The sequence below is a fragment of the Streptococcus sp. 20925_1_77 genome, from assembly GCF_041432125.1.
Lineage (GTDB): Bacteria > Bacillota > Bacilli > Lactobacillales > Streptococcaceae > Streptococcus.
In genome coordinates this window covers 1-24452 of record NZ_JAPVZB010000019.1, presented here as the reverse complement: position 1 = coordinate 24452, position 24452 = coordinate 1, and the positions used below count along the sequence as shown (strand labels likewise).

General features: G+C 41.0%; 24 protein-coding genes and 1 other RNA gene. 4 read left to right on the top strand and 21 right to left on the bottom strand.

Annotated features, from left to right (window positions below; translation table 11 throughout):
• From rpoZ to O3626_RS09180, 3 genes are all read right to left on the bottom strand, one after another.
• A complete protein-coding gene (gene rpoZ, locus O3626_RS09190; protein ID WP_003010339.1) occupies positions 1-315 on the bottom strand; it encodes a DNA-directed RNA polymerase subunit omega in 315 nt (104 codons plus the stop codon).
• Positions 316-340: 25 nt separating this feature from the next.
• A complete protein-coding gene (gmk, locus tag O3626_RS09185) occupies positions 341-973 on the bottom strand; it encodes a guanylate kinase (protein ID WP_003003905.1) in 633 nt (210 codons plus the stop codon).
• A 107-nt stretch (positions 974-1080) separates the two neighbouring features.
• Positions 1081-2691 carry a ribonuclease Y gene (locus O3626_RS09180; protein ID WP_049496148.1) on the bottom strand — a complete coding sequence of 537 codons (1611 nt, stop codon included), beginning with the start codon at positions 2689-2691 and terminating at the stop codon, positions 1081-1083.
• A gap of 233 nt (positions 2692-2924) precedes the next feature.
• On the opposite strand from O3626_RS09180, the gene O3626_RS09175 reads away from it, so the two are divergent.
• Positions 2925-3407 (top strand): S-ribosylhomocysteine lyase, encoded by a 483-nt coding sequence (locus O3626_RS09175; RefSeq protein WP_021154551.1) that lies wholly within the window; start codon positions 2925-2927, stop codon positions 3405-3407.
• Positions 3408-3484: 77 nt separating this feature from the next.
• Here O3626_RS09175 and O3626_RS09170 read toward each other — a convergent pair whose 3' ends face one another.
• The 5 genes from O3626_RS09170 to O3626_RS09150 all read right to left on the bottom strand — a co-directional run bounded on the left by O3626_RS09170 (position 3485) and on the right by O3626_RS09150 (position 7465).
• Positions 3485-4909: a cell division site-positioning protein MapZ family protein gene (locus O3626_RS09170; protein ID WP_371496512.1), complete on the bottom strand. Its 1425-nt coding sequence runs from the start codon at positions 4907-4909 to the stop codon at positions 3485-3487.
• An 11-nt stretch (positions 4910-4920) separates the two neighbouring features.
• Positions 4921-6078 carry a class I SAM-dependent RNA methyltransferase gene (locus tag O3626_RS09165; RefSeq protein ID WP_371496510.1) on the bottom strand — a complete coding sequence of 386 codons (1158 nt, stop codon included), beginning with the start codon at positions 6076-6078 and terminating at the stop codon, positions 4921-4923.
• Positions 6079-6144: 66 nt separating this feature from the next.
• Positions 6145-6510: RNase P RNA component class B (rnpB, locus tag O3626_RS09160), an RNA gene on the bottom strand.
• Between the two features lie 16 nt (positions 6511-6526).
• Complete coding sequence (gpsB, locus tag O3626_RS09155) at positions 6527-6868, bottom strand: cell division regulator GpsB (protein WP_003010351.1); 342 nt, start codon at positions 6866-6868, stop codon at positions 6527-6529.
• Positions 6869-6937: 69 nt separating this feature from the next.
• Positions 6938-7465 carry a DUF1273 domain-containing protein gene (locus tag O3626_RS09150; protein ID WP_371496508.1) on the bottom strand — a complete coding sequence of 176 codons (528 nt, stop codon included), beginning with the start codon at positions 7463-7465 and terminating at the stop codon, positions 6938-6940.
• Positions 7466-7529: 64 nt separating this feature from the next.
• Between O3626_RS09150 and recU the strand changes: the two genes are divergently transcribed.
• Together recU and pbp1a are read left to right on the top strand one after the other, a co-directional pair.
• Complete coding sequence (recU, locus tag O3626_RS09145) at positions 7530-8123, top strand: Holliday junction resolvase RecU (protein WP_195412123.1); 594 nt, start codon at positions 7530-7532, stop codon at positions 8121-8123.
• Entirely contained in the window at positions 8124-10238 is a 2115-nt protein-coding gene (gene pbp1a / locus O3626_RS09140; RefSeq protein ID WP_371496506.1) for a penicillin-binding protein PBP1A, read from the top strand.
• 174 nt (positions 10239-10412) lie between these two features.
• Here the strand turns inward: pbp1a and pepC are convergent, their stop codons facing one another.
• The 13 genes from pepC to rsmH all read right to left on the bottom strand — a co-directional run bounded on the left by pepC (position 10413) and on the right by rsmH (position 24049).
• Positions 10413-11747 carry an aminopeptidase C gene (gene pepC / locus O3626_RS09135; RefSeq protein ID WP_371496504.1) on the bottom strand — a complete coding sequence of 445 codons (1335 nt, stop codon included), beginning with the start codon at positions 11745-11747 and terminating at the stop codon, positions 10413-10415.
• 67 nt (positions 11748-11814) lie between these two features.
• Complete coding sequence (locus tag O3626_RS09130) at positions 11815-12366, bottom strand: GNAT family N-acetyltransferase (RefSeq protein WP_371496502.1); 552 nt, start codon at positions 12364-12366, stop codon at positions 11815-11817.
• Between the two features lie 198 nt (positions 12367-12564).
• Entirely contained in the window at positions 12565-13389 is an 825-nt protein-coding gene (nadE, locus tag O3626_RS09125; RefSeq protein WP_371496500.1) for an ammonia-dependent NAD(+) synthetase, read from the bottom strand.
• A complete protein-coding gene (locus O3626_RS09120) occupies positions 13386-14846 on the bottom strand; it encodes a nicotinate phosphoribosyltransferase (RefSeq protein WP_201087887.1) in 1461 nt (486 codons plus the stop codon). Before O3626_RS09120 ends, nadE begins: the two co-directional genes overlap by 4 nt.
• A 140-nt stretch (positions 14847-14986) precedes the next feature.
• Positions 14987-15898, bottom strand: coding sequence for a thioredoxin-disulfide reductase (trxB, locus tag O3626_RS09115; RefSeq protein ID WP_371496498.1), 912 nt, complete (start codon positions 15896-15898; stop codon positions 14987-14989).
• A 58-nt stretch (positions 15899-15956) separates the two neighbouring features.
• Positions 15957-16184: a DUF4059 family protein gene (locus O3626_RS09110; RefSeq protein WP_003003995.1), complete on the bottom strand. Its 228-nt coding sequence runs from the start codon at positions 16182-16184 to the stop codon at positions 15957-15959.
• A gap of 81 nt (positions 16185-16265) precedes the next feature.
• On the bottom strand, positions 16266-17009 hold the full coding sequence (locus O3626_RS09105) for an amino acid ABC transporter ATP-binding protein (RefSeq protein WP_003003991.1): 744 nt from the start codon (positions 17007-17009) through the stop codon (positions 16266-16268).
• Positions 17009-17809, bottom strand: a complete 801-nt coding sequence (locus tag O3626_RS09100) for an amino acid ABC transporter permease (RefSeq protein ID WP_049498839.1) — start codon at positions 17807-17809, stop codon at positions 17009-17011. The genes O3626_RS09105 and O3626_RS09100 overlap by 1 nt, the downstream gene beginning before the upstream one ends.
• Before the next feature lie 196 nt (positions 17810-18005).
• Positions 18006-19349, bottom strand: a complete 1344-nt coding sequence (locus tag O3626_RS09095; protein ID WP_023920282.1) for a DEAD/DEAH box helicase — start codon at positions 19347-19349, stop codon at positions 18006-18008.
• 133 nt (positions 19350-19482) lie between these two features.
• Positions 19483-20475: a phospho-N-acetylmuramoyl-pentapeptide-transferase gene (gene mraY / locus O3626_RS09090; RefSeq protein WP_070589973.1), complete on the bottom strand. Its 993-nt coding sequence runs from the start codon at positions 20473-20475 to the stop codon at positions 19483-19485.
• A gap of 1 nt (position 20476) precedes the next feature.
• On the bottom strand, positions 20477-22759 hold the full coding sequence (pbp2X, locus tag O3626_RS09085; protein WP_371496495.1) for a penicillin-binding protein PBP2X: 2283 nt from the start codon (positions 22757-22759) through the stop codon (positions 20477-20479).
• Positions 22752-23087: a cell division protein FtsL gene (gene ftsL, locus O3626_RS09080; protein WP_003003929.1), complete on the bottom strand. Its 336-nt coding sequence runs from the start codon at positions 23085-23087 to the stop codon at positions 22752-22754. The genes pbp2X and ftsL overlap by 8 nt, the downstream gene beginning before the upstream one ends.
• A gap of 11 nt (positions 23088-23098) precedes the next feature.
• Positions 23099-24049 (bottom strand): 16S rRNA (cytosine(1402)-N(4))-methyltransferase RsmH, encoded by a 951-nt coding sequence (rsmH, locus tag O3626_RS09075; protein ID WP_024054758.1) that lies wholly within the window; start codon positions 24047-24049, stop codon positions 23099-23101.
• Positions 24050-24199: 150 nt separating this feature from the next.
• On the opposite strand from rsmH, the gene O3626_RS09070 reads away from it, so the two are divergent.
• The gene (locus O3626_RS09070) at positions 24200-24379 is read left to right on the top strand and encodes a hypothetical protein (RefSeq protein ID WP_003014929.1); all 180 of its coding nucleotides are present in this window, start codon (positions 24200-24202) and stop codon (positions 24377-24379) included.
• Positions 24380-24452: the final 73 nt, after the last annotated feature.

Below are 24452 nucleotides of genomic sequence, written 5' to 3'. Positions count from 1 at the left end.
TTAAATTTTTTCACCATCTTCTTTTTCTTTGGCAATTTGTTCCTTAATTTTACGCTCTTCTTCTTCTTTGCGGATTCGCTCTGCTTCAATCCGACGACGAAGCGCTTCACGTTTTGCTTCTGGATCCGGGTGAACAACTACGTTTCCTGACTCGATTTCTTCAAGCGCTTGTAATGTTGATTTAACTGATTGGAATTCTTGAGTTGGCACTGCGCCACTTTCCAATTCGTGGGCCCGTTTTGCCTCAAGAATGACCAATGAATATTTTGATGGTACTTTGTCAAGCAATGTATCAATAGAAGGTTTTAACATCATATTCCTATACCTAATTTCTAATTATTTATCTCTTCACAATAGTTTGTGTTTTTGGTAACATATCCAGATAATGGCCAATGACACGGTCTACACGGAAATGTTCTGCTTCGATCACACGTTTGACACGTTCAGCAGCAAGAGGAACTTCATCATTCACAATTGCGTAATCATATTCACGCATCATGGCGATTTCTTCTTTTGCTTTTTCAATCCGTTGCGCAATGACTTCTGCGCTATCTGTTCCGCGTCCCACTAATCGATCTTGTAATTCATCCAAATCAGGCGGGGTTAAGAAGATAAAAACTGCATCTGGCACTTTTTTCTTTACTTGGAGCGCACCTTGAACTTCAATTTCAAGGAATACATCGATTCCTTTGTCCAAGGTTTCATTCACATAAGTTAAAGGAGTCCCATAGTAATTTCCAACGTACTCAGCATACTCTAACATTTGCCCTTGACGGATCAAATCTTCAAATTCTTCACGTGTACGGAAAAAATAATCGACACCATCCACTTCACCTGGACGTTGTGCACGCGTCGTCATCGATACAGAATACTGAAACTGATTGTCCGAGTTTTCAAAAATTTCTCGTCTGACCGTTCCTTTTCCAACCCCTGAAGGGCCAGAAAATACAATTAATAAGCCACGATCCGCCATGATTTCTCCTTCAATGTCTTTCTATCTAGTGTAACAAAAATCGGCCTAATTTTCAACTGATTTTTTTCATTCAAAAAGCTTGAGATGCTAGATCTCAAGCTTTTCGTTTATTTTGCGTAATCTACTGCACGCAATTCTCGAATAACGGTAACCTTAATGTTTCCAGGATATTCAAGATTAGATTCGATCTTCTCACGAATATCATGAGCTAAGATCGTCACTTTATCATCCTTGATTGCCTCAGGGCTAACCATAATACGGATTTCACGTCCTGCTTGAAGGGCGAAACTTGTCTTAACTCCTTCAAAGCTGTTTGCAATTTCTTCAAGATCTTGCAAACGTTTGATGTAACTTTCAAGTGACTCACTTCGTGCTCCAGGTCGAGCCGCACTCAAGGCATCAGCTGCAGCGACAATGACTGCGATAACACTTTCAGGTTCCACATCTCCATGGTGACTGGCAATAGTATTGACAACCACTGGGTGTTCTTTATACTTACGTGCCAATTCTGTCCCAATCTCAACGTGACTTCCTTCCACTTCACGGTCAATCGCTTTACCGATATCATGCAAGAACCCTGCACGTCGTGCCAAAGTAGCATTTTCACCCAACTCACTGGCAATAATACCAGAAAGTTTGGCAACTTCAATGGAGTGACGCAAAACGTTTTGACCATAAGATGTACGGAATTGCAACCGTCCCATGATTTTCATCAAATCTGGATGGAGGTTTGGCGCCCCGATTTCATAAGCAGCGGCCTCACCGTATTCACGAATACGATTGTCAATTTCCTGACGGTTCTTCTCAACCAGCTCTTCGATGCGGGCTGGATGGATGCGACCATCTTTGAGAAGGCTCTCCATTGTCATACGGGCAATTTCACGACGAATCGGATCAAACCCTGACAAGGTCACCACCTCTGGCGTATCATCGATAATCACATCGACACCTGTTAAGCTCTCAAAGGTACGAATATTGCGCCCTTCACGACCGATGATGCGCCCTTTCATACTATCATCTGGCAAATGAACCGTTGAGTTTGTTTGCTCAGCAACAAAATCACCAGCCATTCGCTGCATGGCTTGCACGAGAATGTCTTTTGCAATTTTATCAGAACGTTCTTTCACTTCCAGTTCTGCTTCACGAATTCGTGAAGCAATTTCTTTTGAAAGTTGATCTTCCGTCTGATTCAAAATAATGTCACGCGCTTCTCCTTGACTTAGAGCAGCGACACGTTCCAGTTCTTCTACTTTCTTGTGTTCAAGCTCTTCCAGCTGTTGTTCACGCGTATCAATGTGTTTAGTTCTATCTGTAAGACTTTGCTCTTTGTGTTCAAGAGACTGTTCTTTGCTTGTTAAAATGTCGTCTTTGCGATCAAGATTGCTAGCACGTTCTGCCAAACGGCTTTCTAATTGCTTCAATTCTTGTCGTTCTGACTTAAACTCAGCATCGACCTCTTCACGATATTTTCTGGCTTCTTCCTTTGCCTCCAAAAGTGCTTCTTTTTTAAGTGAACTTGACTCATGCTTCGCCTCTTTTAAAATCAAATCGGCTTCACGTTCTGCCTGTCCACGTAAATTCGTTGCTTCTTGTTCAGCATTTAAAAGGGTGAGTTCCGCAGCTTCTTTTGAAGCTTTCATTTTAAGAGCAGTTCCCACATATCCAATGACTAAACCAATGACCGCGGCAAAAACACCTGTTGTAATTACAAAATTCATGCTTTTACCCCAAATCTATTTAATTAGTTGAATTAAAAATTCTTTTACATTTTACCATAAATTACTAAAATTAACAATCTAAAAAAACAGGAAAAACCTTTTATATTTTTGCTTAACCCTTATTCTTTTATCCACGTTTCTTTCATGGAACACCTGCGAGAAATTCATCTATTTCCACTTTGTTGAATCTGCTTTTTATGCTATAATCAAGAAAAACAAAGAAGGATTTGAGTATGACAAAAGAAGTAATTGTTGAAAGTTTTGAATTGGACCACACAGCCGTGAAGGCTCCTTATGTACGCTTGATTGGTGAGGAAACTGGACCAAAAGGAGATATCATCTCTAACTTTGATATTCGCCTAGTGCAGCCGAATGAAAATGCGATTCCAACGGCAGGGCTCCACACAATCGAGCATCTTCTTGCGATGCTCATTCGCAAACGCATCGATGGTATGATTGACTGTTCCCCATTTGGATGTCGCACCGGTTTTCATATGATCATGTGGGGACAGCATTCAAGTACGGAAATTGCTAAAGTGATTAAAGAATCTTTAGAAGAAATTGCATCTGTCAGCACTTGGGAGGATGTCCCAGGCACAACCATTGAGTCTTGTGGAAATTACAAGGATCACAGTCTCTTCTCAGCCAAAGAATGGTGTCGCCTGATTCTAGATCAAGGAATTTCGGACGATCCATTTGAACGTCATGTTGTTTAAGACTCAAAAAAGGATGAACCTGTGGTTCATCCTTTTTTCTTGTCATTTTTCCCAGAAATGGTATGCTTGCTCAGGCATTAATAATCCAGAGCATCTGAATGACCTTTTCCGTTCCCTACGAAATAACCAGTCTTGGCATTGATACTAAAGAGATAGGTTCCATCTGGTTTAAAAAGGTTGTAATAGCCATTCCCATTAATGATATTAACACGCTCTAAAATGTATTGATTGCCAGTGATATGTCCACGTTTACGAGCAATGTTCAATACTTTTTCAAGGATACCATCCCCAAACACCCAGGCCGGGTTATTGACATCATTGATAGCCGCTTGGTTATACGGCACACGGCTCAGATTCCGCTGAAGTGGGACACCATCGCTTGGAAGACCGAAACCTGAATAACCTGGACTTGCCGTTACTGCACCACCTGTAGCAGCATTGACAGCTGGGGCCGTAGGCGTTGCTGCCTGAGCTGGGGCTGGGGCTGCGTTAGAGGTATCTGTACCACCTGTTCCTGTCACTGGTGCCGGTGTCGCAACTTGTTGTGAACGTCCTTGCACAACCGCCTCATTCAATAAGCTATCTAATTTTTCATTGCCTGTCTTTGTTTCTGCAAAGGTCGCATCACTTTTCGCTTTGGCAGTTGCATCAAGAACTCCATCTTTGATGACTGGAGAACTAAATTGAGAATTCACTTTTTGAATGGCAGAAACTTGCTTCACAAGGTCTTCATATTTTGTTTTAGCCGCATTATAATCACTGCTTCCTTCTAATTTGTCCAGCAGTTTCTTCAGATTTTCCAAGTCTCCGAATTTATCATTTTTAAGAGCACTTTTTGATTCATCTACAAAAAAGGCATCGTAGGCTTTGGTAAACTCTTCCAATTTTTGAGCTTGTGTTTCACTGCTACTTGATTTAGAAGTAGAAGATGACTTGCTAGATGAAGAAGATACAACAGTTGTACCACCAGATTTTCCACGACTGTGCATCCAGTTATAGGTCACAAAAATGGCCGAACCGACAATCGCAAGACCTAATGCAGAGTATAGAACCGCTTTGATTCGTTTACCCGCATTGCTTGGTGTTTCCTCAGGAAGGTCCTCTGCTTCTACAACTGGTTCAGTTGGTGTGGGTCCAAATTTAATCTTAGCAGGTAATTCTGTTGAGATAGCATCCATTTCAGGTCTTTGTTCCAAGACCGTTTCCGTTACTTCCGGTGCCTCCACTGCTTCAGCTACTTCAGCAACTGTTTCTGTAGCTACCAACTCTTCAGCTTTAGCCAATTCTTCTTTGGCCAAAATTTTTGTATCGTATTTTTCAGCTTCAATTTCAGCTCGGTGTTGTTTGATGTATTTGTCTAAGACATTATCACCTTCCGTTACACCTGCTTCGATTTCTTCTGCCTTTCGATTGGCTTGCCCAATCGTCATCTCTTTAGCATCTTCAAACTCTAAAATTGATTCTGTTTCTTGCTCTAATGGCTTATTATCCTTCTCTGTCATAAAAATCCTTTCTATGCCTTTATCTGCCGTTTTACTCGTTCCCCAAAATATTGGTAGAGATCAACTTTTAGGGTTCCGTTATAAAGTTTTCGTTTTTTATCTGCTTTACTACCGAATTTAGATTCAAAACCTTCATCACTGGTTAGGATAAATTTACTCCAGGTTTTGAGAGGTGCAAATACGTGCCCCATTTCAGTATACAATTTCGTCACACCTTCATCATCGGATAAGCGTTCTCCATATGGAGGATTGGAGATAATCACCCCGTTGATCTTATCTGAGTGAAGATCTTGGACTCGCATTTGTTTGAAAGTAATATCATTGCTAACGCCCGCTTTCTGGGCATTTTCTTTGGCAATCTCAACCATCCGTGCATCGATATCGGTTCCCATAATATCCAATTCGATCTCGCGATTGATTTTTCTGCTTGCTTCTTGACGGACTTCATGAATCAAACGATCATCCATCCAGTTCCATTCTTCAAAAGAAAAGGTCCGACGTAAACCAGGTGCCATATTTCTCGCAATCATTGCCGCCTCAATACAAAACGTTCCAGAACCACATGTCGGGTCAATCAAGGGTTTATCTGGATACCAGTTTGACAGCAGAAGAATTGCTGCTGCCATATTTTCCTTAATAGGGGCTCCCCCTTTTTCAGTCCGATAACCACGTTTGAAGAGGCTACTACCAGTGGTGTCAATCAAAACAGTGGCTTGATCTTTAAGGATCGATACTTCGATCTTGAACTCTGCCCCATTTTCCATGAGAGGAACACCTTCTGGGCGGGCATAATGTTTTTGTAACTTTTTAACCACTGCTTTTTTCGAAATGGCCTGAACGCTAGGTTCATTATGAAGTTTTGATTTGACACATTTAGCCTTAGAAATGGGAAAACGTGCTCCTAAAGGCAAATAATTTTCCCAATCCAAAGCAAAGACACCTTGAAAGAGTTCTTCGAAGGTTTTGGCTGGAAAAGTCCCAACCACAATTTTTACTCGATCAGCCGCGCGCAACCAGAGATTGGTCTCTATGATTGCTCGACGGTCTCCTTGAAATCGAATCCGTCCATTTTCAACCTGGCAATCGTAGCCGAGATCACGTAGTTCTCGACCAACAACAGCCTCTAAGCCAGCAGCGACCGTTGCAATCAATTCAAATTGTTTTTTCATCTTATTCCTATCACTTTAAAAAAGGAGGTTGAGATCTCTCTCCACCTCATCAACCTATATGCAATTTTCTATAAGCCATGTTTTGTTCCAGAAATGACTAGGTACCATTTCCTTCGATAATCATCTGTCTACTGTTTCCAGTCAGAATGCTATGTTCGTTTCCACGCATTCCATGCCCCGACCAAAGTTTGGGTTGCTAGCTTGAGGGGTTTACCGCGTTCCACTTTTTAGGTTTCCCTAAAAACTACGTCACTGTGGCACTTTCAGAGTTACTAGAGCTTATCCTTAGACTTAGCTCCTTCACTCGCCGTAACTTGAATACCAAGTCCCTAGGCTTATGGATTCACCTAGCACAAACACTACAGGCATCACAGCCTGTGCTAGCATGGACTTTCCTCATGAGAGGATTCTCTCACGCGATTATCCAAAAATTGCACAATCTATGGGATTAATAATCGCGATCTACGATCTGCTTCCCAAAAACTTCTTTTTCCAAACGATTGAGACGTTTGAGTATATCAAAGTTCGTCGCTGTTGTCACTTGCGGGAATTCTTGCGTAGCGGTGCTAGCAATCGGAGATGTTTGTGGTGTTTCCTGTGCTTTTTGGGCAAGTTCTTCACGAAGGCGGGCGTTTTCTTCACGCAACTCCTTTACCAAAGCAGCATAGGTTTCATAGTCTTTTATAACATCATCCAAAAATTCATTTACTTCATCTTTATTATAACCACGAACTTCTCGTTTGAAATCTTGATCAAAAATATCTTTCGCAGTAAAAATAATACTCGCCATTACTCTCTCCAATCTAGTTCATCATCTCAATTATATAAAAAAATGGTAAGAAAAATCAAGGTATAACACTTAGTTTTCGTAAAAATTTTCAGCAAGTTCATTTAAGTCATCAAAACTTAATTGTTTGACATAAAATGGTTCTTTTTCTACCATCATTTTGTAAAGATATTTTAAATTGGTTTCATTTTCTGGATCATAAAAAACATAAGCTCCATCCGCGTTATCTATCAAAAACTGATTGTATTCTTTTAGTTGACCCGGATTGCTATAGTGTGGATAGGCATATTTCACGAAATCCACCTGTTTGAAGCGTGCTAATAATTCCTGATTGCTTTCATTCCAATTTTCGCCAACATTCTCAAATAAGAAGATCGTCGCCATTTGAAAATCGTAATCTTTTTTTAATGCAAAGGCGACCTCTAGTACCCAAGCCTCAAATCCCAAATTACCAGAAAAGACTAGCCATTTCACTCCTTCTTCAAATAGACGACGAAGATCTCTTTCAATGGCTTTTTTGATAATGGTCAGTCGAGGGTCTTTATTGGAAAAGACGCCCAGATCAAAGCTCTTATAGCCTGCAACAAGTATGGTATTCATTTTTTCCTCATTATTCTAATTTATGATATAATAGAGTGATGTAATTGTACCAATAAGGAGAACTATGGTCAACTATCCACATAAAGTAGCCAAAAAAACCTTGGTCTCTACACAAAGGAAACATCCAGTCGACTTTGCGAATCGTGGGATGACATTTGAAAAAATGATCAATGAAAGCAATCAATACTATCTTTCTCGAGGTCTAGCTGTCATCCATAAAAAACCAACACCGATTCAAATCGTGAAAGTGGATTATCCACGTCGCAGTCGGGCAAAAATTGTTGAAGCCTATTTCAGGCAAGCCTCAACGACGGACTATTCTGGAGTATACAAGGGACACTATATCGATTTTGAAGCTAAGGAAACACAGCAAAAGCAATCCATGCCGATGAAAAATTTTCATCAACATCAGATCGATCATATGGAGGCGGTTGTCCAGCAAGGCGGTATCTGTTTCGTTCTCTTGCATTTTGCAAAGTTGAGTGAAACCTACTTACTTCCTGCTCCTGCATTAATTCACTATTACAACATCGATCATGGTAGTAAATCCATGCCCCTCTCCTATATTCAGGAGCACGGCTTTCTAGTAGATAAGAATCGTCTTCCAAGCGTTCCTTATCTTGATATTATCGAACAGAAACTTCTAGGCGGTATTTAAATGAATAAACAAACAGTCATTCAGTGGTTGAAATATGTTGCGATCGCAGCCATTTCATTTTTCTTACTTTTATTCGTCCTTGGCGGACTGATATTTGGTTATTATGCCATGAAAGCACCAACCTTATCTGAAAAAGATTTGGTTGCAACAACATCGAGTAAAATCTATGACAACCAAAATAACTTGATCGCAGATTTGGGAGCTGAAAAACGAATCAATGTCACAGCAAATGAAATCCCTACTGATTTGGTCAATGCTATCGTCGCGATTGAAGACCACCGTTTCTTCAATCACCGCGGGGTCGACATCATTCGGATCGGTGGTTCCTTCCTTCACAACTTGCGAGGAGGAAGTCAAGGTGGATCAACCTTGACGCAACAATTGATCAAATTAACCTATTTCTCTACTTCGGCCTCTGACCGTACCCTCTCTCGTAAGATCCAAGAAGCTTGGTTAGCAACCCAACTAGAAAAGAAAGCAACCAAACAAGAAATCTTGACCTATTACGTCAATAAAGTATTTATGGCGAATGGGAACTACGGAATGCAGACGGCTGCGAAAAGTTATTACGGAAAAGATCTAAAAGATCTTTCGCTCCCTCAATTGGCACTCCTTGCAGGGATGCCCCAAGCACCAAACCAATACGACCCATACTCCCACCCTGAAGCAGCACAACAACGCCGAAACTTAGTATTAAAAGAAATGCTCGATATGAAGACCATTTCTAATAAACAATACGAAGCAGCGGTCAACACACCTGTTACAGATGGTCTACAAAGTCTTAGTTCTTCAAGCAGTTATCCAGCCTATATGGATAATTACCTGAAAGAAGTGATCGAACAGGTCGAAGAAGAAACGGGCTACAATTTGTTGACAACCGGAATGGATGTCTATACAAACGTGGATACAGAAGCTCAAAAGAAACTATGGGATATCTACAATACAGATGAATATGTCAATTACCCGGATGATGAAATGCAAGTAGCTTCTACCGTTATTGATGTCAATACTGGTAAAGTCATTGCTCAGCTGGGTTCTCGTCACCAATCCAGCAATGTTTCCTTTGGTACAAACCAAGCGGTTGAAACGAACCGTGACTGGGGTTCAACAATGAAACCAATCACAGATTACGCACCAGCTCTTGAACATGAGGAATATACCTCTACAGCAGCTACTACAACAGATGCGCCATACAACTTCCCTCATTCATCAACGCCTGTCTACAACTGGGACCGTTCATACTATGGTAGCATGTCCATTACCTACGCAATTCAACAATCTCGTAACGTGCCTGCGGTGAAGGCCCTGGAAAAAGTTGGTCTTAAACAAGCTAAGAAATTCCTCAATGGATTAGGGATCGATTACCCAGAAATGGTTTACGCCAACGCTATCTCGAGTAACACTAGCGATTCTAGCAACAAATACGGAGCCAGCAGTGAGAAAATGGCAGCTGCCTATGCTGCTTTTGCCAATGGCGGTACCTATTACAAACCATCCTATGTTAGTCGGGTTGTCTTTAGTGATGGCACAACCAAGGAATTTGAGTCCGAAGGAACTCGTGCAATGAAAGCAACAACTGCCTACATGATGACAGATATGATGAAGACAGTTCTCTTGTCTGGTACCGGTACAAATGCTGCCATTTCGGGAATCTACCAAGCTGGTAAGACAGGTACATCAAACTATGCTGATAACGAAATCGGTAAATTGACAAAAAATGCTTATTCAAATATTGTAACACCGGATGAATTGTTTGTAGGCTACACTCCTGAATATGCCATGGCAGTATGGACAGGTTATTCCAATCGCTTTACACCAGTATTGGATAATGGAATACAGGTCGCAACGGATGTCTACCGTCAAATGATGCTCTATCTTGCTAATAATAATAACTCTGGTCATACGGATTGGACGCAACCAAGTGGACTGTATCGAAGTGGTTCTTATCTCTACTTAAACAATGGTAAGAACAACTACAATAACTACTACTATGAGCCAAGTTATTCCACTGATCAGTATTCGTATGAAGAACCATCGTCTAGCTCTTCGAACGAAGAAAATCAATCTAAACCATCTGAGCCTTCTTCGCAAGACTCTAACAATCATAACGAATAATAGAATGGAGAAGTCGGGCTTTTGCCCGGCTTTTTTTAAAACAATGATTGAAACATCAGAACCTTCTGCTTCTTGATTTAGATGCCAGCACGAATAAAGCTGGTTTATTTAAATTAACTTCCCAGCTATTTTGGAGCATACAAAAAAAGAGCCTTTCGGCTCTTTTCTATATCATTATTTTGCTAAAGCTCCCATTGGATCCCACGGTGCTAGGACAATTGGTTCTGCTTCATAGGCTGCTAATTCGTCTGCTGTTAGGAATTCTTTACGAACTACGATTTGGTAGGTATATTCATCCATCCAAGCATCAGAAGCCACAAAGTAACCATCTGTACCGACCTTGTCTCCCCATGAATTTTCAACCTTCCATTTACGAGACTGACCTGCTTCGTCTAAATCAACCCCTGTCAAGACCATAGCATGTGTCATGAGACTTTCTGCATAGTCCAAGCGACCCGCCTTGTCTTGTGTCAAACGAATGTCCATGCCTGCTTCAAAATCGTAGACATCTGTTGCCAGGATTCCGGCTTTACGGTTGCTGACTTGGCCTACATCTGAACCAAACCAGACAGTTTCCCCTGCTTTCATTTGAGCAATGGCTAATTCTTTCAATCGATCCATTGGAACATTTAGGTAGCGGACTGGACGGCTACCAACAACATTGCCCAGCATATCTACTGTGTAAGATTTTCCATATGGCTTATCTGTAGTTGGGGCATTGATAATGGAGACGTAATCATCTAATTGAAGATCTACATATTTTTTGTAGAAGCTTTGTGGAGTTAAGCCACTTTCGCTATGGAATTGGTTGTCCTTATCGCGGTATGAAAAGTCAAATTCACGTGGAGGCAATCCTAAAGCCATGGCTAAGAAGTTAAAAATTTCTTGCAACAACGCTTGTTTCTTGGTCGCAACCGCCTCATTATCTACGCCTGAGTGAATCAAGTCACGCAAGATTTGCGCATCTTGACGCAAGAGTTTATTGAGGTAGGTGTTCAATTCCCGGCTATTGCTTGAAGAAATCGATTCTGGATAAACTGATTTTGGAACCACTCCGTATTTCTCAAAGAGAGATACTACCATATCCCATTGACCGCCATCTTGTTGAGGGGTTTGTAGGAGAAAAGCCACCTTACGGCTGGTTAATTCTTGGTCTGCTGTAGCAATCACTTGCTCCAAAAACCAGTTTGCTTTTTCATACTTATCCCAAAAGAAAGTATGTGCTTGAGACAACTCAAAATCTTCCAATTGAAAGCTTGAGATCATCTTGTGACGGAAGGTATTTAAAGCCGCAAACATCCAACAACGCCCAGATGCTTTTTGGTTTGTAACCTTGTCCTTGGTCAAATCAAGTGAAAAGACTGGTGTATGTTCTACTGCACTCTTGCGCGTTTCAAGCGATGCATGAATCCCATTATGGGTAACAGCATTTTCAAGAGCCGCATATTTCACGTTTGCTTCATAATTGGCATAGAGCTGGTCTGTAAATTCTTTCGTTAATTCTGACATAGCAATCTCCTTTTTTCGTTATCTACTATTATAATCCTTTGAGCAGAATCTTCAAGTAAAAATCACCCTATAGAGAGGGGTTCTGTATGGAATAAATAATTTTATCCCCGCAGTATCCTTTGCGTTGAATGGCTTTAGGGATGATTTCTACATACTGCATTCCGGCCTTTTCCATGACTTTTCCAGAAGCAGGATTTAAACTGATATAAGTGGCTTTGATTTCTTTAAATCCAACTTCGTTCGATAAGAAATCCAAAACAGCTATGACAGCTTCTGTCATGAATCCCTTCCCCCAGAATTTCTTGCCAAGGATATAACCCAGCTCGCAAGATTGACTTTCCTGGTCTTGGGAAACCACACTAATATCTCCAATTACCTGATCCGGTGATGTTTTGAAACAGATCGCCCATTTATAAGTATCTGATTTTTGATACTGTTCGACCCATCTTTTGATCGATTCTCTGGTCCGCTCAGAAGATGTATGGGCATCCCAGGTAACATATTTCAGATTTTCAGGATCAGAAGCCCAATTTTCATACATCGCTGGTGCATCTTCCAAAACGAAAGGCCTCAAGTATAAATGCTCTGTCTCCATAACAAGACTACCAAGATGATTCATATGTTGTCTCCTTCGTTTTTTCATGCAACTTGAATTCTGCAATTTTTTTACTTTAATCTAGAAGAAAAGGACGGATAAAACCGCCCTTCTTTTTAATGCTATTCACAATATTGTATGTTGAGAAGACTACGAAATCGAACTCTGCGAGTTACTGATTTCTACCTCGTTCTCCTATGCTAAGTTACGGGCTAAAACTTTTTACTCCCAGAAATGATCAAATACTGTGATTGGCAAGTGGCGTTTGTGTTGGCCTTTGTACCACCATTTTTCAATAGTTGCTTGAGCCTCTGGGCTCACTTGTTTGCCTTCTAGGTAATCATCGATTTCATTATAGGTGACACCCAGCGCTACTTCATCAGCAACACCTGGTTTTTCTTCTTCCAAATCTGCAGTTGGGATTTTCTCATAGAGAGCAGGATCAGCTCCCAAGGCTTTAAGCAATTGTTTTCCTTGGCGCTTGTTCAAACGGAAAAGGGGTAAAATATCTGCACCACCATCTCCAAATTTTGTGAAGAAACCTGTAATGTTTTCCGCTGCATGGTCCGTCCCAATAACGGCTCCACTCCGCGCACCTGCTAAAGCATACTGAGCAATCATGCGGCTCCGTGCCTTGATATTGCCCTTGTTGAAGTCGGAGATATCCGTTCCTGTTACTTCGACAGCACGTTCCATAGCATCAACCGATTCCTTGATGTTAACGACTAGGCTAACATCCGGCTGGATAAAGGCCAAAGCTTTTTGTGCATCTGCTTCATCTGCCTGTACCCCATAAGGAAGACGAACGGCAATAAATTGATAGGAGGCATCTCCTGTTTCTGCTCGCATTTCTTCCATGGCCAATTGAGCTAATCGTCCAGCAAGAGTTGAATCTTGTCCTCCTGAGATCCCTAATACAAATGTTTTCAAGAAGGGATGCTTCTTTAGATATCTTTTTAAGAAATCAACCGAGTGGCGAATCTCTTCCTGAGGATCAATGCTAGGCTTGACACCCAATTGTTGGATAATCTCTTCTTGCAAACTCATTTGGCTTCTCCTTCTCCATTGGCCTTGTTACGCATTTCCTCGATCAGATCCATCTTATCCTGCCAAATATCTTTGGCCAAGTCAACTGGGTAATGCTGTGGATTGAGGACACGCTTGTATTCATCCCATAATTGATCGTAATTTTTACGAGCATATTCTTGAATTTCTGATAATGTTGGCAATTGATAAACCAATTGACCCTCTTTAAAAATATCCACTAAAAGAGGAATGGCCTCAAAGTTTCGAACTGTTTTATTAATGTAGGTATAAGTTGGATGGAACATTTTAAGTTCTGTCAGTTGTGAAACATCTACTCCATCATAAGTGATGTAGTCTCCTTCTGACTTACCTTTTTCACGGCTCGTAATCCGCCAGACTTGCTTTTTACCTGGAGTAGAAACTTTCTCGGCATTATTGGAAAGCTTGATGGTATTGATCATCTCTCCTTTATCATTTTCAACAGAAACAATTTTGTATACCGCTCCAAGCGCTGGTTGATCGTAAGCTGTAATTAACTTGGTTCCTACACCCCAAACATCAATTTTTGCTTTTTGCATTTTTAAGTTGAGGATGGTATTTTCATCCAAGTCATTAGAAGCGTAGATTTTAGCATTTGTAAACCCAGCCTCATCTAATTGCTGGCGGACCTTTTTAGAAATATAGGCAATATCTCCTGAGTCAATCCGGACGCCTAGGAAATTGATTTTATCTCCCATTTCACGCGCTACCTGAATAGCAGCAGGGACCCCAATACGCAGGGTATCATAAGTATCGACGAGGAAAACACAATCTTTATGGGTTTCCGCATAAGCCCTAAAGGCCTGGTAGTCATTTCCATAAACCTGTACAAGAGAATGGGCATGAGTTCCTAAAACTGGGATTCCAAAGAGCTTACCTGCACGTACATTACTAGTTCCATTGGCACCTCCGATGACTGCCGCACGAGTTCCCCAAATGGCAGCATCCATTTCTTGCGCACGACGGGTTCCAAATTCCATCAAAGGCTCATCTTCAATGACTGAACGAATACGAGCAGCTTTTGTGGCAATCAAGGTTTGAAAGTTGACGATATTCAAGAGAGCTGTTTCCACCAATTGACACTGGGCTAGAGGGCCCTCTACCTGAACAATTGGTTCGTTGGCAAAGACTAAGTCTCCTTCTTGAGCCGAGCGTACCGTCAGTTCCAGCTTGAGATCACGGAGATATTCCAAGAAGGCCCCATGATAACCAAGTGACTCTAAATAGGCAATATCGCTCTCAGAAAAGCACAAGTTTTCCAAGTATTTCACAATTCTCTCTAAGCCAGCAAATACTGCGTAGCCGTTTTTAAAAGGCTGTTGACGAAAATAGACTTCAAATACGGCATGTTTATTGTGGATACCTTGATCAAAATAGACTTGCATCATGTTGATTTGGTATAAATCAGTATGCAAAGTTAAACTGTCATCTGGATACATATGTATACCTCTTTTTTTATTGATTTGTTCTATGAATTCCTACCATAAAATTAGTACCATTATAGCACATTTCAGCCCTATTGAATACTGAAAGGAAAGCATGAAAAAAATCTGAGACAGGAAGCTCAGATTTTTTTGGATTAAAAGTTATCTGTGATATATTTATAAACTTCTTGGCCAGCAATCGCACCGTCTCCGACTGCTGTCGTCACTTGACGCAAATCTTTTTGACGAACATCGCCAACTGCAAAAATACCTGGGACTGTGGTTCTCATATGATCATCCGTGACCACCCAGCCATTTTCATCTAAAATACCAAGTTCTGTCGCAAAATCACTGACAGGATCTAAACCGACATAGATAAAGACACCACCGAAGGCTTGCTCTCTAACCTCTCCTGTCTTCACATCTTTTAAAAGGACAGACGTTACTTTTTGTTCACCCTTAATTTCTTCAACAACCGTATTCCAAGCAAAGTGAATTTTATCATTGGCAAAGGCACGATCTTGAAGAACTTTTTGGGCACGCAATTGATCACGACGATGGGCAATGGTCACTGTTTTTGCAAACTGCGTCAAAAAAACAGCTTCTTCTACCGCAGAATCACCTCCACCAACGACCAAGAGATCCTCGTCTCTAAAGAAAGCTCCATCACAAACAGCACAGTAGGAAACCCCTCTACTATTCAGCTCCTCTTCGCCAGGGACATTCAATGAACGATGGTTAGACCCTGTTGCAATCACCACGGTTTTAGCTTCAAATTCCCCATCATCTGTGACAATCTTTTTGGTTGCTCCAAGGTCTTCGATACGCTCTACCTGACCAAACAAATGTTCCACGCCAAGATTTTCTAAAGGCTCAAACATTTTTTCAGCCAAGTCTGGGCCACTAATATTCGCATAGCCAGGATAGTTTTCGATGTCAGACGTATTGTTCATTTGACCACCTGGAATTCCTCTCTCAATCAATGCGACTTTTAAATTGCTTCGTGCTGCATAAAGGGCAGCAGTCATCCCTGCAGGACCTGCTCCAATAATCACTGTATCAAACATACTCAACCTCTTTCTGTTTTGTTGTAACCATTATAATTCTAACACAGTCTTTTTGCAATTATCGTGCTTGAAAGATAAACAAAATCCCTATGACCGCAAAGGTTAAAATAGGAATCGTCATGATATCAATTAAGAGGATATCATACAAATGGGCTTGTCGTTGCTTGGCTGTTTTATCTTTCTTCTTAAGGGCACGGTAGCCAATCCAAATACAAGAAGCGATCCCAACTAAAATCGTTGTCGTCACTAAACTTTGTAAATATAAGGACAATAATTTATTTAACATCACGACTCCAAATATTTTTACATTTTCAGAAAACAAACCCAGCTAGCATCGCCAGCTGAGTCTTACCTCTCCTCTATTATATCAAACATAGGTCCGTTTGTAACTAGCAAAGAATTCTTTTGTCCGTTCTTCTTTTGGATGTTGCATGATTTCCTCTGGTGTTCCAGATTCAATAATCCGTCCTTTATCCAAAAATAGGACCTTATCTGCTACTTGCGCTACAAAAGACATATCATGGCTGACCAGTACCATGGTTTGTCCTGATTTTGCAGCATTGGCAATGGATTTTTCAACTTCTCCAACCAATTCTGGATCCAAGGCTGAAGTCGGTTCATCCAGCAAAAGAACTTCTGGTTTCATGGCCAAAGCACGGGCCAAAGCCACCCGTTGTTTTTGTCCACCTGAGAGGTGACGAGGATAGTGATTTTCACGATCCGATAAACCGACTTTTGCTAGTTCTTCTCGAGCAATTTTCGTTGCTTCTTGATCGGATAAGCCCTTCACAACAATGAGCCCTTCTTTCACATTTTCAAGAGCTGTTTTTCTACCAAACAAATTAAACTGTTGGAACACCATGGCCAATTTTCTTCTTAAGGTCAAGATTTGATCTTGGGTAATGTGCTCAAAATCAACTTCGAAATCATCAATCTTAATTCTACCGCTATCTGGTGCTTCCAAATAGTTTAAACTGCGTAAGAAGGTTGATTTACCAGCTCCCGAAGACCCGATTAGGGCCACGACTTCCCCTTTTTGAATTTCCAAACTGAGATTATTTAAAACCTTTTGACCTGAAAATGTCTTTGATAATTCTGAAATATAAATCATTAGATACGGACCTCCTGATCTGGTAAATCAATTGCTACGGGAGTCTCAATATCCAGTCGACGTTCAATGTGACGGCCTAGTATTTCAATGAGAATGTTCACAATCCAGTAAACAATCGATACCGTGATAAAGCGTTCAAAGTACTTCAAATCGCTCCCACCAATAATCCGTGCTTGGGCAAAAATTTCAACCACACTGGCACTAAAGGCTAGCGAAGTCCCCTTGGTCAATCCGATGAGAGAGTTGATTAAAGTAGGAGTTGCAACGACTGCTGCATTGGGAATAATAATCCGGCGATAAACTTGACGGTTGGTCATCCCAAGACTACGCGCTGCCTCAATTTCACCAGGATCCACTGATAAAATGGCTGCCCGGATGGTCTCACTCGCATAAGCCGCCTCATTAAAGGCAAGAGCAACAATTGCAAACAGCTCAGCCGGAATGGCATTAATATTAAAAGCTGTTCCATAAGACTGATTGATCGCTTTTAAAATAAGAGGAATCCCATAATAGGTCAACATCAACTGAACCAACAAAGGAGTCCCCCGTAAAAAACTGACAAAAACAGCTTGAATCGGGTAAAGAATTCGTACACGATTAATTTTGACCAGAGCAAAAATCATGGCAAAAATAATCCCAAAAAATGCGCCTCCTAGGGCTAATAAAATCGTCACAGGCAATTTTCCTATGACAGCCGGAAATGCATCCAATACAGCTCTCAAACTAAACAGCTTGCTATCTGGAACGTGTTTTAAAAAGTCAGCATACCAGTTGGCAGTTAAAAGATTAGTTGTAAACATTTTTGTTACTTCCTTTCTCGAACATAAACATTCTATCACATTCACTATCGGAATTCCAAAAATTGCTACAGAAATAGAAAAATGATAGACTACTCAAATTTAGTCTATCATAATTTTAGACAAGTTCCTAATAGTTTTTCTTTATGGAGTTCATAAAGAAAATCTATGTTTTCTTCTGAACATTTGAAAGAAGGGGTTAGAAAGTTTGACGTTTGGCCTTTCGTTCGGCCCGACCACGCGCACGGTTTTCAGCTCGCTTAGCTTTTCTCCGCTTTTCATCAACTGCCCATTTAATTTTTTTCTTGTAGCCTGGTTTGATTTTTTTCTTTTTCTTCTTCACCAGACCAATCATTTCGATGTCGAGTTTCTCTTGCTTTTTCTCACGATTGGCCCGTCTATCCCGATCATAAGTATCTTCAATAACCCCATTTTTCAACACTTTCGGTACGAAACGAATGCCCATTTTTTCTAGTTCACGGATATCTGAATCATCACTCGGTTGATAAAGAGTAATAGCGACACCTGGTAGACCATTGCGTCCTGTCCGGCCAACACGGTGAACAAAGAAGGAAAGATCTTGTGGAATGGCATCGTTGATGACATGACTCACCCCTTCGATATCAATTCCACGCGCCGCCAAATCGGTGGCCACAATATACTCAAAATCAAGATTTTTAACCTGATTCATGATCCGTTTCCGTTCACGTGGTGGGATATCTCCGTGAATCTTCGCCACTTTTAATCCTTGAGCCACTAAATAGGCATGGAGATCATCTGCTCTCGTTTTGGTATTAACGAAAATCATAGCCAAATAAGGTTGCAAGGTCTTGGTCAATTGGTAAATTTGCTCATTTTTATCCCGACCCTTGGTCGAAACCAGCCAATTATCGATGGTATCTGAAATCACCGTCTTGGTCTTAATCTGCTCCATGACTGGGTTTGAGAGATATTTTTTCAAGAAAGGTTGTAATTTCTGCGGAATGGTGGCTGAAAAAACTAAAAATTGCAGTTGTTGCGGAAGTCTTGAAGCAATCTTATCCACGGTTGACAAGAATCCCATGTCCAGTGTCATATCCGCCTCATCTACCACAAAAGTATGGGCCTTATGAATAGCCAGATCACCAGATGCAACTAGATCGTAGATCCGGCCTGGAGTTCCAATCACGATATGTGGTTGTTTGACCTGCAGTTTTTCAATCTGACGGCTTTTATCCGTTCCTCCAACATAATTCACAATCCGAATCTCTTTTTCAGAATGACTAGCGATTTGACGAGCAGCTTGGTAAATTTGCGTCGCCAACTCCCGACTAGGAGCCGTGATGACCGCTTCAACTTGTTGGCTGTCTTCGTTTAACGTTTGAAAAATCGGCAAGAGGAACGTATGGGTTTTCCCAGAACCAGTCTTTGACTCTCCTACCAAATCATTTCCAGCTAGGACAATCGGAATTAGTTTTTCCTGTACTTCGGTTGCTTCTCTAAAATTGATTTCTTTCAGTGCCTCTTGAATATAGGGCTTAAAATTAAACTCTGTAAATTTCATTTTCTCAGTTCCTTTCATGATCTCTATTATTATATCAGAAAAGCTGTCTTCTTGCTTCTCTTATGAGTCATTTTTCCTAACCAGCGAAGTCTCTCTCAGTCAGCAAAAAACGATGGGCAAGCCCACCGTCGTTTTATAGGTAGAGAAGGACTAGAGTCACGACACTTGTTACAAAGGCAATGGTCCACATAAAGGCATCCACTTTCCATTCTGACCAGTTTTGCCCATTACCAGAAAGGCCGCCCAGTTCTAAATGATGGTGGAAAGGAGTCATTCGGAAAATCCGACGTCCTTCCCCGTAACGTTTCTTGGTCCATTTGAAATAGGTCACTTGTAGCATCACTGAACCTGTTTCAATGACATAGACCAGACCAATCAAGAGCAGCGTCCACTCGACATGCAAAGCCATTGACAAGGCTGCAAGCATCCCTCCAAGAGCTAGACTACCGACATCTCCCATAAAGATTTTAGCCGGCTTGTGGTTGAAGACAAAGAATCCTAGCAAGGCCCCAATCATACTCAAGGTGACAAAGAGAATGTCCCATTTTCCTTGCATATAGGCAATAAAGGAATAGGCACTCAGGCTAATGGCAACGGAAATGCTGGCTAATCCATCAATCCCATCTGTCAAATTGACGGCATTTGAAAAACCAACCAACCAAAACAAAGCAAAGAGAATGTAGAAATGGCCCAAGTAAAGATCGTAACCAAAGACATTCAAAAGGCTTCCTGCACCGTGGCGTTCAGAAAAAATATAGAAGATGATTCCACCAACGAGTTGAAGAGCTAATTTTTGCTTTGGATTGAGCCCTTCATTAATCTTACGAAAAACCTTTAAAAAGTCATCCAAAAATCCAACAATTCCATATAGAATCAAGATAAATAGAGTAAGTTGAACAGGTCGCGTGAAATTTCCAGTCAATACGGTAACGACAAAACTGACTAGAACTGCTGTAATGAGAAACACCACTCCACCCATTGTTGGAGTGCCAGCTTTCGCTTTGTGTTGTTTCACATCTTCATGCATTTGTTGCCCAGAAATATGAGCACGATGGTAAAATCGAATAAAGGCTGGAATAGCAGCCACTGTTAATAGAAACGATACAAGGATCGTAGCAATATACATCTTAGTCTCCTAATGTTAACGTAATCTTTTTGGTTTTATTGAGTGAGGTGTTCATTTTGACACTTTGTTTGGTTACTTTCTTTCCACTACCTTTATAGGTAATTTCAATTCCAGTCCATTCTCCAAAGATGTCTGCATTTTTCTTAGTCCAACCATACATATCTGGAACCGCATCAAAGTCTTCTGTCAATAACAATACTTGTTGATTGGCTTTGACTTTAGAGCCTACATCCACAGACATTTTGCGGATATTTTTCCCGGTTCCTAGGACAATTGGTTGCACCAAATTGCGACGCAATTCCTCTGAATAAGCACCTGGGCTTAGATTTTGCTTCAGATTCAACTCTTTAGAGAGAGTTTCCACTGAAGGGATTTTGTAGGTCGTTTCTTTGGTCACATCATCCAAAGTTGGTGCCTCTGATGTTAAGTGCAATTCATCTTTTAAAGCAACTGCATCTTCCAAAATAGGATTGACCAGTTCTTCCCAGCTAGTGGCTGAGAATTTCACTTCTGGTTGTTGGACTGTTACATACATGATGAATTCAGGGTCTTCTGCAGGTGTCATCGCTACAACCGAGTTGATATAATCATTTTCTCCTTGCAAGTATCCTTGATCTGTCGCCATTTGGGCAGTCCCTGATTTCACTGCAACGTTTTGACCGGGTACCTGAATGATAGGTCCATCACTGTACAAGGTTCCATACTCTGGATCTGTTCCGACGGTGATCATATAATTTCGAGTCTGTTGCGCAGCTGATCCTGAAACTGGTTTTCCAACAACTTCTTTTTTTGATTTGCGGGCTGTGTCTGATTTTTTATCGTAAATGGCACTAATAAACTTCGGCTCCAACATTTGCCCATCATTGGCGATAGCACTAAAGGCCCGTAACATTTGAGTTTGACTGACGGAAATCCCTTGACCAAAGGCAGATTGTGCCTGACTGACGTAGTTATCGCCCGGAAGACCACCATAAGCTTCATTTCCCATTCCAAAACGAGTTGGAAGACCGAATTTAAAACGGGTTAGGTAGTCCATCCAGACAGCATTTCCCATCTTTTGCTCTAAGCGGGTCATCCCCACGTTACTTGAGTAAGCAAAGCCCTGCGCGATATTCATATAGCGACCTTCAGCCAGTCCCATATTGACATCCCAGTCACGGATGGTCGCATCTTTTACTTGTAGTTCGTTACTGTAGTATACCTCATTATAAGCTGGGAAGGTTCCATGATCAATCGCCGAAGCTAATAACATGACCTTCATCGTTGAACCCGGTTCATATTGATCTTGATAAAGGATGGTATTCCAGGTTTTCAAGTTTTTCAGATCCAGCCCTTGTTTGGTATCCGCATTATAGGAAGGACGTTGCGTTGTCGCAAGGATTTCTCCTGTTTTTGCACTCACAAGAGTCGCACTAACATACTTTCCTTTTACTTTTTCTTGGAAAACATCCATTCGCGTCTCAAGGTAGGTTTGTAATTCTGCTGAAATGGTCGTATAGACATCTTTTCCATCTTCTGTTTTGACAGAAACCTTATCTGAACCAGGAACGATATTGCCGTTTCGGTCTTTATCATAGGTGATAACCCCATTTTGTCCAGCGAGAATACGATCGAGGGATTTCTCCATCCCTGATTGTCCCTTCAGGGTTTTATTCCCCTCTTTATCTTCTTGAAGAGAGGCCTGACCTATAAATTGAGAAGCAAAAACTCCATTTTTATAGCTTCGATTTGGACTGGTTGTAAAGGCAACCCCTTCAATCTTCGCCGCTTCCATGGCCTCACGGATGGCTGTCATATTACTATAAGTTATGCCGTTTCCGTTCGAGCCAAAAGAAACCTGTTTCAATTTCTTTTGCGACAACTGTTGAATGACGTAATCCTCATCCATCCCTAAGTACTGCTTAAAGATTTCTGCTACTTTTTTAAATTGGCTCTCTTCTACATAGAGGATTTTCCCAGTTGCTGATTTGTACTTTTTATCAATAATAGCATAAACGTTATAGGTCGTCGCATCTTCAGCAATTACTGCTCCATTTCGGTCGTAGATCGTTCCACGTTTTGCAGGAACAATGACCGTCTGCTCATGGACTTTTTTGGCTTGATCCGATAAGGTCACACCAAATTTTTTGTCAGTCCCAATGATCATTGCAAAATTAATCAGAAAGAGAAAAAAGAGGAAAATCGCCAGTACACTGAGATTTTTCCCAACTTGTTTTCGATTCTGATCCGGCAAGCGACGTTTCTTTATCGAATACCCGATCAAAAATTTTTTGAATTTATTCATCACTACTTGCACTCACTGTTTTTCGATTTTCTTTTTGCAGCTTCATTCCTTGGGAGCTAGCCAACTGTGATAAGCGGTCATAACGTGTTAATTCATTGACCTCTTGACGAACATCTGCCAATTCCGTCTTCTTGGCTTCTAGTTCCGTATTCAAATCCGTCAATTCACTTTGAACTTGTAAAATCCGTGTCTGCATAAAGACGATACTAATGGCTAAAATCACAGCTGTTAAGACAATCGACCCATAAAAAGCCTTTTCTACTCTAGAGAAACGGCGAAAGCGGTCTTGCAGTACCTGTGTTCTTGTTCTCTCATCTCTTGCTGCCATATCAATTCCTCTTACTTGTGTATTTTTCGAGCAACCCGTAGTTTTGCTGAATGGGATCGATTATTATCCTCAAGCTCTTCATCACTTGGCAAAATAGGTTTCCGGTTGACCAACTCCATCTTTGGTTTCAAATCATCTGGAATAAAGGGAAGTCCCTTTGGAACCTCAACCGTCGAAGCTTCTTTAAACAATTGTTTGGTCAATCGATCCTCTAACGAATGAAAGGTAATCACAGAAATACGACCATCGAGGGCCAACAAATCCATGGCTTGCTGAATTGATTCATCTGCAGCTCCCAGTTCATCATTGACTTCGATACGAATGGCTTGGAAAATCTGTTTAGCAGGATGGCCCTTTTTCTTGAGCTCCTTAGCTGGTTTAGCAGATTTAATAATCTCTGCTAATTCAGTCGTCGTTTCAATCGGTTTAATTGCTCGTGCTTGCTCAATTTTCCGCGCAATTTGCTTGGAAAATTTGTCCTCTCCATATTTGAAAAAAATACGGACTAGATCATGGTAATCGTAGCTATTTACGACCTCATAAGCCGTTAAGGAAGCTTCTTGATTCATCCGCATGTCCAGAGGCGCATCTTTCTTGTAAGAAAATCCGCGTTCCCGTTCATCTAACTGAGGACTAGAGACACCTAGGTCATAACAGATTCCATCAATTTCAGTCACACCCAATTCGTTTAGACGTTCCTTCAAATGACGAAAGTTATCCTTAATGAAGGTCACCATGCCTTTCTCAATGAAAGGTGCCAATCGAATCTTAGCATTCTCAATCGCATGCTGATCTTGGTCAAAGGCATAAAGATGGCCCGATTCATTTAATTTTGTTAACAAATATTCGCTGTGGCCTGCCCCACCCAATGTGGCGTCTACATAGATCCCATCTGGCTTAACATCCAGCATATCGATCGTTTCATGAAGCAAAACCGTTACATGATGAAATTCTTTACTCATATCTTTACTATTTTACCACAAATAGGACCAAGATGCACTCCTGAAAGAAAATTCACTAACTAATCCTATCGGACCTTTTCGGATCCTACAAAATACCTAGAAAGGCTTTATTTCACTTGTTTCCTCTAGAATTTATGATACAATATTCTTATGAAAATAAGAAAACAGATTCTCATCCCACTTTTATTGGTCGATGCTATCGCTCTTTACTTTTTTCTAACCACTATTGAGGCTTGGATTTTTTGGCTTGCTGCCCTGATCCTAGTTGGCTCACTTTGGTGGCTTAAAAAAGCTATTCAAGGACAAAAAACAGAGATGGAAGAAAAGTAATTTCTTCCATCTCTGTTTTTCTTTTGTTCCCTCCAAGTAATTCCTTAAAAGAAGTAAACGAGCTCTGAAATAG

What these genes read in the sequence shown, in the direction of transcription:
- ftsL (WP_003003929.1), bottom strand. Translation starts at nt 23,087, where the DNA reads ATGGCAGCAAGAGATGAGAGAACAAGAACACAGGTACTGCAAGACCGC.
- O3626_RS09120 (WP_201087887.1), bottom strand. Translation starts at nt 14,846, where the DNA reads ATGTATCCAGATGACAGTTTAACTTTGCATACTGATTTATACCAAATC.
- pepC (WP_371496504.1), bottom strand. Translation starts at nt 11,747, where the DNA reads ATGTCAGAATTAACGAAAGAATTTACAGACCAGCTCTATGCCAATTAT.
- O3626_RS09105 (WP_003003991.1), bottom strand. Translation starts at nt 17,009, where the DNA reads ATGATTTATATTTCAGAATTATCAAAGACATTTTCAGGTCAAAAGGTT.
- O3626_RS09070 (WP_003014929.1), top strand. Translation starts at nt 24,200, where the DNA reads ATGAAAATAAGAAAACAGATTCTCATCCCACTTTTATTGGTCGATGCT.
- O3626_RS09150 (WP_371496508.1), bottom strand. Translation starts at nt 7,465, where the DNA reads ATGAATACCATACTTGTTGCAGGCTATAAGAGCTTTGATCTGGGCGTC.
- gmk (WP_003003905.1), bottom strand. Translation starts at nt 973, where the DNA reads ATGGCGGATCGTGGCTTATTAATTGTATTTTCTGGCCCTTCAGGGGTT.
- O3626_RS09095 (WP_023920282.1), bottom strand. Translation starts at nt 19,349, where the DNA reads ATGAAATTTACAGAGTTTAATTTTAAGCCCTATATTCAAGAGGCACTG.
- gpsB (WP_003010351.1), bottom strand. Translation starts at nt 6,868, where the DNA reads ATGGCGAGTATTATTTTTACTGCGAAAGATATTTTTGATCAAGATTTC.
- mraY (WP_070589973.1), bottom strand. Translation starts at nt 20,475, where the DNA reads ATGTATATTGCTACGATCCTTGTATCGTTTCTATTAACAGTGGCTGCT.
- O3626_RS09110 (WP_003003995.1), bottom strand. Translation starts at nt 16,184, where the DNA reads ATGTTAAATAAATTATTGTCCTTATATTTACAAAGTTTAGTGACGACA.
- pbp2X (WP_371496495.1), bottom strand. Translation starts at nt 22,759, where the DNA reads ATGAATAAATTCAAAAAATTTTTGATCGGGTATTCGATAAAGAAACGT.
- trxB (WP_371496498.1), bottom strand. Translation starts at nt 15,898, where the DNA reads ATGTTTGATACAGTGATTATTGGAGCAGGTCCTGCAGGGATGACTGCT.
- rsmH (WP_024054758.1), bottom strand. Translation starts at nt 24,049, where the DNA reads ATGAGTAAAGAATTTCATCATGTAACGGTTTTGCTTCATGAAACGATC.
- O3626_RS09165 (WP_371496510.1), bottom strand. Translation starts at nt 6,078, where the DNA reads ATGAAAAAACAATTTGAATTGATTGCAACGGTCGCTGCTGGCTTAGAG.
- O3626_RS09170 (WP_371496512.1), bottom strand. Translation starts at nt 4,909, where the DNA reads ATGACAGAGAAGGATAATAAGCCATTAGAGCAAGAAACAGAATCAATT.
- O3626_RS09130 (WP_371496502.1), bottom strand. Translation starts at nt 12,366, where the DNA reads ATGAATCATCTTGGTAGTCTTGTTATGGAGACAGAGCATTTATACTTG.
- O3626_RS09180 (WP_049496148.1), bottom strand. Translation starts at nt 2,691, where the DNA reads ATGAATTTTGTAATTACAACAGGTGTTTTTGCCGCGGTCATTGGTTTA.
- O3626_RS09100 (WP_049498839.1), bottom strand. Translation starts at nt 17,809, where the DNA reads ATGTTTACAACTAATCTTTTAACTGCCAACTGGTATGCTGACTTTTTA.
- rpoZ (WP_003010339.1), bottom strand. Translation starts at nt 315, where the DNA reads ATGATGTTAAAACCTTCTATTGATACATTGCTTGACAAAGTACCATCA.
- O3626_RS09175 (WP_021154551.1), top strand. Translation starts at nt 2,925, where the DNA reads ATGACAAAAGAAGTAATTGTTGAAAGTTTTGAATTGGACCACACAGCC.
- pbp1a (WP_371496506.1), top strand. Translation starts at nt 8,124, where the DNA reads ATGAATAAACAAACAGTCATTCAGTGGTTGAAATATGTTGCGATCGCA.
- recU (WP_195412123.1), top strand. Translation starts at nt 7,530, where the DNA reads ATGGTCAACTATCCACATAAAGTAGCCAAAAAAACCTTGGTCTCTACA.
- nadE (WP_371496500.1), bottom strand. Translation starts at nt 13,389, where the DNA reads ATGAGTTTGCAAGAAGAGATTATCCAACAATTGGGTGTCAAGCCTAGC.